This is a genomic window from Trichocoleus sp. ST-U2 (assembly GCF_039961875.1).
Lineage (GTDB): Bacteria > Cyanobacteriota > Cyanobacteriia > Cyanobacteriales > FACHB-T130 > FACHB-T130.
Window position 1 is genome coordinate 300,174 of sequence record NZ_JAMPJY010000001.1, and the last position, 9,560, is coordinate 309,733.

Here is a 9,560-nt window from a genome sequence, read left to right on the forward strand (position 1 = left end):
GTGAAATAACTCAACATTCGTCGTATCATGACTAGCTGCCCGTACATGATTTTCTTTGTTTTTGCTCACCTGTGCCAACGCGATGTGGCATCCAGGAAGTAACCAGTCAAAAGCTGCCTCTGTTTCTCAGTTCTTGTGTTGCTCTTGTCTCCAGTCATCAGCCAAAAACTTGTGCCTAGCTGCACGATGGCTTGGCGAGACGGTAGCTTCTCCCGACCGACAATTCAAGGAAATCGGGATTGCTGTGGAGCTGCGGAGTATTAACCCGTAGAATTCAGTCTAACTAATGTATTGCCAGTATTGCCGAATGCGCCCTAAACCACACAATGCCGCACCCGCTCCAGATCGGGGAGTGCGTGTAATGGTTTAAAAGGTAGCGCAATTGTGTTATCATTTTTTTCGTGATGTTTGGGCTAGATTCGTTGAAATAAGAGGGATGGAGATACTGAGACTGTATCACTCTCCAAGAGTGTACGTGACTCCCCCGCGTCAATTGATTGCACGAGATTGATTCGTTCCTCAGATTGCTTCGTTTCTCGCAACCGAACACCGGAAGTAAATCCTGTAGAGATTAGATATTTGGTACTTGCAGGGAAACCTGAAAGTGTTGGAATTGGTCTCTTCGATCAGGAAGTCTCAGATCGCGTGTTAGCACGCGGTGCGAAGCACGGTTGGGAATTCCCCAGACTGCTGGGAACTGGAGAATGTAAATACCTTAACCACACCTGCATGGGTTTTTGGAAAAGCTTGTTTAGCGGTTCTGATGGTAGCACTGCGTCGAAGCCGACGCTGGGGGAGGGGGATGTTGTAGAAGGTACAGGCGATCGCACGGGCAGCGGCTCTCGGATATTTTTCAGCACCGAACGCGACATTGACCTTTATGAACTCGAAGAACTCTGCGATGCGGTCGGGTGGTCCCGGCGTCCGCTACGCAAGGTCAAGAAAGCAATCGAACATAGTTTTTTGGTAGTTTCGATGTGGGAAGTGCGAGGAACCCAGCGACGGCTGGTAGGCTTTTCCCGCGCCACTTCCGATCATGCCTTCAATGCCACCATTTGGGATGTGGTAGTTCACCCAGATTTTCAAGGCAAAGGACTGGGGAAGGCGTTGATGAAGTACGCGATCAAGAAGCTACGCAGTGAAGACATTAGCAACATTACTCTGTTCGCTGACCCCCAGGTGGTGGATTTCTACCGGGGCCTGAATTTTATTGCCGACCCGGAAGGAATTAAAGGGATGTTTTGGTATCCAGATTAGTTTGTGAATTCTTTACTCCAAATATCGGCTAAATAAGCTATAATAACCAGAGGTCACTGGCAGGCGTGTCAGGGGAGTTAAACACCCAAGACCCGATCGGCTGATAGCCCATCGCTGAATTTCACCGGGATGTAGCGCAGCTTGGTAGCGCGCCTGCTTTGGGAGCAGGATGCCGCAGGTTCAAATCCTGTCATCCCGATTTTTAGTAGTAAAAAGAGTTAGCCCCAAACCTGCCAAGGTTAGAGGGAATCTCAATAATTTTCAGGTGTTGCTGTCTGACACCCTGCTGAAATTCCTTTGAGGACTTCGGGAGGTGATTCATGCAGATTTTTCCCTGGTAAATTGGGAGATAAGTTGGCTGACGATTGCGTGGAACTCATCCTAATCTTACATAGTCATAGAGGGTTACAATTCGCCATTCATTCCTTCAGTAATTTGGGAATTCCATTTCCGAGTATGCAGCATTGAGAATGAATAAATAGCGAGTTCAGGCATCAAATTGACCCTTGGTGCCAAGAATTAGGACATGGGGAGTTAAACAGTTCAAAAATGACAGTCGCAACAAAACAGTAGAATCGATAAAGTTTAGTTGGCAATAAACTTTGACCCGTTCATTCGGGTACTGCTAGAGCGAAGAAACATTATCGCCTTGTCTCGACTCTATTATTGGTAAGGCGGGGTATTCAACGAAAAATTTTGAGGGAATTGTGATGAGATCATTAGTTCGATTGAGCGCAACACTGGGTTTAGTGGGAAGTGTTGTACTGGGAGCGCTGCCCGGTTTAGAAACGCTGCGGGCGCTGGCATTGCCAGAACAACAGATTCTAGAAAAGTTGCAAGCTGTGCCCGTGTTTACGATCACCGATCCTCAAGGTTCTCCATTAGTTGCTTCAGTGAATGAGGGGCAAAAGAAGACCGCAGTGGCAGGTGTTTTTATCAGCCAGCAAGATGCTCAAACATTTATCGAACGGTTGAAGAAGCAAAATGCTCAACTAGCAAGTACGGTGAAGGTGGTACCCGTATCGCTGGGAGACGTTTACAAACTGGATCAAGCGAATGCAGCCAAGCCAGATGGTCTGGATTTTGCTTTCGTACCCACCCAGCAGCAGGTAGATTCAGCAAAAGCCATCCTGAGTCAAAGCGGCAAACCCGTGCAAAATTTTGATGGGGTTCCTTTGTTTGTGGCAAGAGGCGGAAAGGATAAGGGGTATTTGACCTTACAACGAGACAATAAACCCATCATTCCTTTCTTCTTTAGCAAAGAAGAATTACAGAGTATGCTGGATCGATTCAAACAGCAACAGCCAGGTCTGGCATCTACAGTGGAAATTCAGGTGGTGAATCTGGAGGGTGTAATTGAAACTTTACGCACCAGCAATAATCAGCAGCTGAACAACATTGTACTGGTTCCACCCAAAGCGTCAGTGGACTTTGTGCGATCGCGTGGTCCTGCCCCCGCGAATTCTCAGCAACAACGTCGCTAAAGCGGTAAATAGACCAAAGAATCAAAGATAAAAGATAAAGTATGAAGGATAAACTTCATACTTTATCTTTTATCTTTTTTCCTTGATTCTGGTGTTTTGCTTGGGTATGGTTTCAGGTATAGAACTTTGGAAGTGGCGCAACTGGGCGCGGGATGCTGCCAAATCCGCGGACGTTGACCCAACAGAAGTAGACTGGTTGCTGCGAGAAGTCGCCGCTCTAGATCGGTTGGCGCTGCGGTTGGAGTCTTTCAAAGACAAAACCCAGATAAAATTACCGATGCCGTTGCCGGAGTTAACCCAGATGTGGCAACGGCGTCTGGATGAGCGGTTGCCAGTTCAGTACCTGGCTGGTGTTGCTCCCTGGCGTCATTTTTCTCTGTTTGTTTCACCAGCAGTATTGATTCCGCGACCGGAAACAGAATATTTGATTGATTTGGCGGTTGCCGCTGCGGCTCCGGGCGGAGCCTCGCCGCCTTTACAGCAAGGACATTGGGCAGATTTAGGAACTGGCAGTGGCGCGATCGCTCTCGGACTCGCAGATGCCTTTCCATCTGCCACTCTCCACGCGGTTGATTATAGTCCGGCTGCTCTAGCGATCGCCCAACAGAATGCCCAGCGACTGGGTTTAGCGGCTCGCATTCAGTTTTACCAAGGTTCTTGGTGGCAGCCATTGTCCGCCCTAAAAGGTCAGCTCAGCGGCATGGTATCAAACCCACCTTATATTCCCAGTCATTTGCTGCCTTCCCTGCAACCGGAAGTAGCGAAACACGAACCACACCTCGCCCTCGACGGCGGCACAGATGGCTTAGATTGCATCCGCCATTTGGTAGAAACAGCGCCAGACTATCTGCGACCGGGCGGTATTTGGTTGATTGAGATGATGGCGGGACAAGCCGATACAGTTGTTCAACTGTTGCAAGATCGAGGCAGTTTCTGCAAAATTCAAATTCACGCCGATTTAGCTGGGATTGAACGCTTTGCCTTAGCCTATCGGAAACCCGATGAGTGATGAATTTGAGGGGATTTATTCAAAACTCAAAACTCTAAAAAAATGACACAAGTTTCAATGGCAGCCTTGATAGAAGGCGCTCGTTCTGGGAGTTTGGTTAGCTTTCCCACCGATACTGTACCAGCACTGGCAGTGCAGCCGGATCGGTCAGAGTTAATTTTTGCAGCAAAGCAGCGGCGGCAAGATAAACCGCTGATTTTAATGGGCGCAAACGCTTTAGATTTGTGGCCTTTTGTCAAGGGAAGTCCGGCTGAATGGCAGATTTGGCAACAAGTTGCTGACCAATATTGGCCTGGTGCTTTGACTTTAGTGTTGCCAGCCTCAGCGTGCGTTCCTAAAGCGATGAATCCATCTGACCCGACCACGATTGGGTTGCGAGTGCCGAATTCTGGCGTCGCGCTCTCAATTTTGTCGCAAACTGGCCCCTTAGCAACCACCAGCGCTAACCGTTCGGGGGAGCCACCTTTGGAAACGATGGCAGAAATCGCAGCGCAGTTTCCCGATGTCCTGACGCTATTCTCCTCGGAGGAGGAAACAACACCGACGGCTGGCGTTCCTTCCACCGTCGCCAAATGGACGGGCAGCGGCTGGGAAATCTTGCGGCAAGGAGCGGTTAAATTGGTAGTTTAATCGACTCAGCTAATCAGCAAAACTGGTAATTATATTTATGTCCCAAGACGCGAATCCGGACGTGACAGCCATCCTGGAGGAACTCAAGCAAACCCAGATGGCGTACCACATGGCAACAGAAATGAGCCAGTTTAAAGCTGGGTTTTTGGCGCGGACTTCCCATGAATTGCGATCGCCCCTCAACAGTTTGATTGGCTTGCATCAGTTGATTTTGTCCGATTTGTGTGACAACCCAGCAGAAGAACGAGAGTTTATTGCTCAGGCTCACGCCTCCGCGCTGAAGCTGATGCAGCTCATAGACGAAATTATCGCCGTTGCCAAAACTCAACACGGCACCAGTCGGATAGAGATTCAACCCGTCGAGCTTGCCAAGGTTCTAGAGGAAGTCTACAACTTGACTCACCTGCAAGCAGCGAATCGGAGTATCCGCCTTGAGGTATCGCCACCGGCTCAAGAGATTTACGTTCTGGCAGATCCGCGACGATTGCAGCAGGTACTGCTAAATCTGGTCGATACTGCGATCGCTCGCATGAATGAAGGCAACATTCGGGTTTGGGTTCCCTCCTCACCAGCATCTGGGTACAGGTACATCCACATCTGGATTGATGCCGAGTGCCCCGTCAGCGTCTGGAGCGAGCCAGTCGATTTGCTCAAAGAGCAAAAGACACAGGAGCTGGTAGGGGCACCCAGCAAAGGAGCACCCCGACAAATGCCACAGCTATCCGAGGGGATGAACTTACTGATTGCTCAAACCCTCATCGAAGTGATGCAGGGACGCCTGGAAGTAGTGGCAGCGCAACCAGCAGACGCCGCTGATCCTTCAGGCGGAGAGAATCTTACCCGGCTTCAGTTTTCTCTTCCCCTAGTGCCTATTGAGACGACATAACCTGGGTAGGCAGAGGCTCGGTTAGGGGCTGGTTGTTATACAGCACCATCGTCGTACTGGGGTTGCTACATTCAAAACCGATGCGCGTGTAAAAGCCCTGTTGATAAGTCGTCATCAGGTAGACCCGCTCTACCCGACTGACACGAGGATGGCTCAAGACTGTTTCCACCAACTTGCGTCCGAGTCCTGCGCCTTGGTATGCCGGATGTACGACCACATCCCAGATAGTGGCACGGTAGACGCCATCGGAAGTCGCTCTGGCAAATCCAATCAGCTTGTTTTCATCCCAGACGCTAATCACAGGTTCGCTATTGGCGATCGCAACTTTTAAATCTTCAATTTGCCGGTTCTGTGCCCAGAAGGCAGCCAAGTGAAACAGCTCTTGCAGTTGTTGAAAGTCGATTTGTGATTTACGGTCACAAAATTGAATATGACTGCAATCCATCGTCATCAATAATTTAGAGTCTCGTACTGGCTCATTCTACTCATCAACACGCCGGGGATTGGTGTTCAATTGCACCGAATTTCTGTAATTTGCCGCTTTTTTAGCGAAATCTACCGTTTAGCTTACTCATATCCAACCCTAAATCTGTACCGCCAGATGGATTCCTTTTGAACATAAGTAGCTAACTAAGAATGCTGGATGAAATGCGAAGGATGAAAATGCCTAGTTCTAGGCGAATCTGTTGTTTTTTTCATCCTTCACCCTGACTTCCTACAACCAACGGGCGGCATCTTTGGCGTGGTAGGTAAGAATCAAATCGGCTCCAGCTCGCTTGAAGCTGGTTAAAGTTTCCATCACGACTCGCTGTTCGTCAATCCAGCCATTGAGGGCGGCGGCTTTCACCATCGCATATTCGCCGGAGACATTGTAAGCGGCTACCGGCAAGTTGCTGGCTTCTTTCACCCGCCAAATGATGTCCATATAGGCAAGTGCCGGTTTCACCATCAGCATATCCGCCCCTTCTGCAATATCGAGTTCGATTTCTTTGAGGGCTTCGCGGGCATTACCGGGGTCCATCTGGTAAGTTCTGCGATCGCCAAACTGCGGTGTTGAATCAGCCGCATCGCGGAAAGGGCCATAATAAGCCGAAGCATATTTAGCAGCGTAAGAAAGAATCGGTGTATCTTGGAATCCCGCTGCATCCAATCCTTCCCGAATCGCCTGCACAAAACCGTCCATCATCCCAGACGGAGCGATAATATCAGCGCCAGCCTTGGCTTGAGAGACTGCTGTTTTCTTGAGCAATTCCAGCGTTGGGTCGTTCAATACCCGCCCCGTCAAGTCGCCCACTTCCAAATAACCACAGTGACCGTGACTGGTATATTCGCACAAGCAAGTATCGGCAATGACAACTAAATCCGGCACCGCTTCTTTCACTGCGGTGGCAGCTTTTTGGACAATTCCGCAATCGTGCCACGCACCTGTAGCATCTACATCCTTATCTGCGGGAATGCCAAAAAGAATGATCGCGGGAATGCCGAGGTCATAGACTTCTTTTGCCTCTTCCACAATTTTGTCTACCGACAGCTGGTAGACCCCTGGCATCGATTTCACTTCCTTAGCAATGCCCTCTCCCGGTACAGCAAACAGAGGGTAGATTAAGTCACTCGTGGCAAGAACCGTTTCACGCACCATCCGGCGCAGCTGGGTTGAGGTACGAAGGCGGCGAGGGCGATGAATGGGAAACATGGCGTTAGTGTAGTGAATAGTTGTTAGTAACTAAAGCGGTCTAAAAAAGTAACAATTTGTCACATTGAGCCGAGCAAAATATTGAGATGAAATTTTTCGCTGGCACTCAGAATCACATATTACGTTTATTTTGACCAACCAGCGCGATCGCTTATAAAAAAATGCTGAATAAAAGGAGGGGCAATTTATAAATTGCCCCTCCTTTCTTAATCTATCCAACTACTAAGTCTGGATACTTATACCTGAGCCGCTACGGGTGCATTCTCAGGGGATGCTTCCGCCGCCGCTGGCACAGCGTAAACGCTTACCTTCTTGCGACTTCTGTCCTTCCGTTCAAAGGTGACGATGCCATCAATGAGGGCAAACAAGGTATAGTCTCTGCCGACACCGACATTATTGCCAGCGTGAAACGAAGTTCCCCGCTGACGTACCAAAATACTACCTGCTGTCACGGTCTGACCGCCAAAACGCTTGACGCCTAAGCGTTGAGCATTAGAATCACGACCGTTGCGAGTACTACCCGTACCTTTCTTATGAGCCATAATTTCCTCACTTGTCCTTACTACTTACTATTCTGCTGTAGTCTCAGCGGTTTACTCGGTCGCAGCTGTCTCGGTATCTGTCTCATCAACAACCACCGTTGCCACAGCTTCTTGAGCTTCTTCTGATTCGTTAGCGGCGGCGGTTTGGGAAGCCTGTTGTTCGGAAGCCACCACTGAGCCATTGATGCTGATGGAGTTGATCATCAGCTGGGTGATTTCCTGGCGATGTCCTTTCTTGCGGCGGGTTTTCTTTTTGGGCTTCATCTTGTAGACGATGACCTTCTTACCGCGCCGGTGTCGCATCACCGTGCATTCTACCGTCGCCCCTTCGATGAAAGGTTGACCGATGGTCACATCGCCATCGTTCTGAACGAACAAAACCTTATCAATGGTAACTTGGGTGTCTGGTTCCGAGGGAAGCAGTTCGATGTCGTAAAAGCGACCTGGTTCGACTCTTAGCTGTTTGCCGCCAGTTTCAATAATTGCGTAACTCATGGGATAGTCCTAGGGGTTGCCGTACAGGTAGCTGAATAGGTGATTGTCAGTTGTCTTTAGTCTTTAGATTCGCTGCTATTGACCCATGACTAATGACCTCTTGACCAATAACCAACCAGCTTTTGGAATGTCTCAACCTGATCCGAGCAGGAATAGACAGACAATCTTTCATCATCCATGATTACCTGGAACTGTGTCAAGTTAGCGATCGCTCTTTCTCCAGAAAATATGAGAGATATCCAACTGAGGGCAGATGCTTAATCGTTGAGTTATCTTCGACTCATCAGCACGGAGAATAGCGATCGCATGACGAACCTCAAAGAGATTTGGCAGTTTTTGAACACTGATATTCGGGAACTAGGGAAACCTGGAGATGTCGCTGAGACAGGGACAGAGGTTACTAAATTCGCGCTGGAATTCGGGCTGGCTTTAGGTTTGTTCTCTGCAATTGCGGGTTCTGCGGGAATTCCTATTGCTATAGCAGGGCTATCAGGGACGAAACTAGCGATTCAAGGCGTGAGGCTGTACCGCAAAAAGACGAATCAAGAGCCATCCCTAGAAGAATGGGTAGCGATCGCATCTCCCCTGGCTTATCTAGAAAGCTTTAATGAATTGGTGCAAAGTAATGACTTATTACAGCAAGTCAATTTACAACCAGCCAATCTAGAGCCAGCAAGTGCAACGCCTCCATCAAATATCGCCCAACAGCAAAGCGAAAAGCTGGGAGAATTTCAACTCGATGAGGATCTTGCTAGAAATGTTCTCACCTGCTTTCACGAATCGGGATTAGCCCAAGTTTTAAATCAGGTTTTGTCGAACCAACTGCAACAAGCAGGAATAAATAAGTATGACGCTGAGATTTTAACAAGTTGGGTAGCTTGGAATACTCATCAATACCTGAAAAAAGCCTTAGAAGATGCTGATATTTCTGTTAAACAACGGGCTGAATTATATTTAGCTAGCAAGCGGCAAGAATCGGAAAAATACTACAGTCTCAATACTTATTTAGATGAGCAAGTTGCTACTAAGCCCCTAGATCCAGTATTTGATGAGACCTTCACTTTCAAAGATATTTACGTGCCGTTGAAGGTACAACCAGTGAATCTGAAGAAGGGAGAGATTGATAAGGATGCAGAACCAATTGAGATCGAAAGCTGGGCAAAGGCAATGCTAGCAGATGCCCAGAAACAAGACAAGGTGATGTTTATCCAAGGGGGGCCGGGAAGAGGAAAAAGTGTTTTTTGTCGGATGTTTGCCGACTGGGCGCGGCAGCATTTGCATCCAGTTTGGACACCAATCTTGATTCGGTTGCGGGATATCAGGACATTTGAAAAGAGTTTTGAAGAAATTTTACAAGCAGCAGTAGGTTGTAATTTTGCTACTAACGATGATGGCTGGTTAACCGATAGAAATACCCGATTTTTATTTTTCTTGGATGGATTTGATGAATTACGCTTAATGTGAATTATGAGGAACAAGCACCAGCTTGACGAAAAGTTAACACATCAATGGCAAAGCGCCGTTTGAGTAACAATCGTAAGGTATGACTTGCCAATTTAGCGGC

11 protein-coding genes and 1 tRNA gene are annotated in these 9,560 nt (G+C 48.3%); 7 read left to right on the top strand and 5 right to left on the bottom strand.

All coding sequences use genetic code 11. The annotated features are described in order from the left end of the window. Positions 1–729 precede the first annotated feature (729 nt). Both NC996_RS01190 and NC996_RS01195 read left to right on the top strand, forming a co-directional pair. Positions 730–1,257, top strand: a complete 528-nt coding sequence (locus NC996_RS01190) for a GNAT family N-acetyltransferase (protein ID WP_190414148.1) — start codon at positions 730–732, stop codon at positions 1,255–1,257. 125 nt (positions 1,258–1,382) lie between these two features. Beyond that, positions 1,383–1,456: transfer RNA gene (locus NC996_RS01195), tRNA-Pro, on the top strand. Positions 1,457–1,508: 52 nt separating this feature from the next. Here NC996_RS01195 and NC996_RS01200 read toward each other — a convergent pair. After that, a complete protein-coding gene (locus NC996_RS01200) occupies positions 1,509–1,637 on the bottom strand; it encodes a hypothetical protein (RefSeq protein ID WP_277878449.1) in 129 nt (42 codons plus the stop codon). A gap of 330 nt (positions 1,638–1,967) precedes the next feature. On the opposite strand from NC996_RS01200, the gene NC996_RS01205 reads away from it, so the two are divergent. The 4 genes from NC996_RS01205 to NC996_RS01220 all read left to right on the top strand — a co-directional run bounded on the left by NC996_RS01205 (position 1,968) and on the right by NC996_RS01220 (position 5,266). After that, positions 1,968–2,741: a Tic22 family protein gene (locus NC996_RS01205; protein ID WP_190527306.1), complete on the top strand. Its 774-nt coding sequence runs from the start codon at positions 1,968–1,970 to the stop codon at positions 2,739–2,741. 106 nt (positions 2,742–2,847) lie between these two features. Next, on the top strand, positions 2,848–3,750 hold the full coding sequence (prmC, locus tag NC996_RS01210; protein WP_190683432.1) for a peptide chain release factor N(5)-glutamine methyltransferase: 903 nt from the start codon (positions 2,848–2,850) through the stop codon (positions 3,748–3,750). A 42-nt stretch (positions 3,751–3,792) separates the two neighbouring features. Continuing rightward, complete coding sequence (locus tag NC996_RS01215; RefSeq protein WP_190683435.1) at positions 3,793–4,380, top strand: L-threonylcarbamoyladenylate synthase; 588 nt, start codon at positions 3,793–3,795, stop codon at positions 4,378–4,380. Between the two features lie 37 nt (positions 4,381–4,417). Then, complete coding sequence (locus tag NC996_RS01220) at positions 4,418–5,266, top strand: sensor histidine kinase (RefSeq protein WP_190683439.1); 849 nt, start codon at positions 4,418–4,420, stop codon at positions 5,264–5,266. Here the strand turns inward: NC996_RS01220 and NC996_RS01225 are convergent. The 4 genes from NC996_RS01225 to rplU form a co-directional block, all read right to left on the bottom strand. Beyond that, positions 5,250–5,711 (bottom strand): GNAT family N-acetyltransferase, encoded by a 462-nt coding sequence (locus NC996_RS01225; protein WP_190527546.1) that lies wholly within the window; start codon positions 5,709–5,711, stop codon positions 5,250–5,252. The two genes, NC996_RS01220 and NC996_RS01225, sit on opposite strands and share 17 nt — an antisense overlap. A 270-nt stretch (positions 5,712–5,981) precedes the next feature. Beyond that, positions 5,982–6,959: a porphobilinogen synthase gene (gene hemB, locus NC996_RS01230; protein ID WP_190414016.1), complete on the bottom strand. Its 978-nt coding sequence runs from the start codon at positions 6,957–6,959 to the stop codon at positions 5,982–5,984. 236 nt (positions 6,960–7,195) lie between these two features. Further along, a complete protein-coding gene (rpmA, locus tag NC996_RS01235) occupies positions 7,196–7,501 on the bottom strand; it encodes a 50S ribosomal protein L27 (protein WP_190683442.1) in 306 nt (101 codons plus the stop codon). A 51-nt stretch (positions 7,502–7,552) separates the two neighbouring features. Next, positions 7,553–7,996, bottom strand: coding sequence for a 50S ribosomal protein L21 (rplU, locus tag NC996_RS01240; protein ID WP_190683445.1), 444 nt, complete (start codon positions 7,994–7,996; stop codon positions 7,553–7,555). Between the two features lie 264 nt (positions 7,997–8,260). Here rplU and NC996_RS01245 point away from each other — a divergent pair, with 264 nt between their 5' ends. Then, on the top strand, positions 8,261–9,460 hold the full coding sequence (locus tag NC996_RS01245) for an NACHT domain-containing protein (RefSeq protein ID WP_190683448.1): 1,200 nt from the start codon (positions 8,261–8,263) through the stop codon (positions 9,458–9,460). Positions 9,461–9,560: the final 100 nt, after the last annotated feature.

Excerpts from the sequence above, each read along its gene's own strand:
- hemB (WP_190414016.1), bottom strand. The coding sequence starts at position 6,959 with ATGTTTCCCATTCATCGCCCTCGCCGCCTTCGTACCTCAACCCAGCTG.
- NC996_RS01200 (WP_277878449.1), bottom strand. The coding sequence starts at position 1,637 with ATGAGTTCCACGCAATCGTCAGCCAACTTATCTCCCAATTTACCAGGG.
- rplU (WP_190683445.1), bottom strand. The coding sequence starts at position 7,996 with ATGAGTTACGCAATTATTGAAACTGGCGGCAAACAGCTAAGAGTCGAA.
- prmC (WP_190683432.1), top strand. The coding sequence starts at position 2,848 with ATGGTTTCAGGTATAGAACTTTGGAAGTGGCGCAACTGGGCGCGGGAT.
- NC996_RS01205 (WP_190527306.1), top strand. The coding sequence starts at position 1,968 with ATGAGATCATTAGTTCGATTGAGCGCAACACTGGGTTTAGTGGGAAGT.
- NC996_RS01215 (WP_190683435.1), top strand. The coding sequence starts at position 3,793 with ATGACACAAGTTTCAATGGCAGCCTTGATAGAAGGCGCTCGTTCTGGG.
- rpmA (WP_190683442.1), bottom strand. The coding sequence starts at position 7,501 with ATGGCTCATAAGAAAGGTACGGGTAGTACTCGCAACGGTCGTGATTCT.
- NC996_RS01220 (WP_190683439.1), top strand. The coding sequence starts at position 4,418 with ATGTCCCAAGACGCGAATCCGGACGTGACAGCCATCCTGGAGGAACTC.
- NC996_RS01225 (WP_190527546.1), bottom strand. The coding sequence starts at position 5,711 with ATGGATTGCAGTCATATTCAATTTTGTGACCGTAAATCACAAATCGAC.
- NC996_RS01190 (WP_190414148.1), top strand. The coding sequence starts at position 730 with ATGGGTTTTTGGAAAAGCTTGTTTAGCGGTTCTGATGGTAGCACTGCG.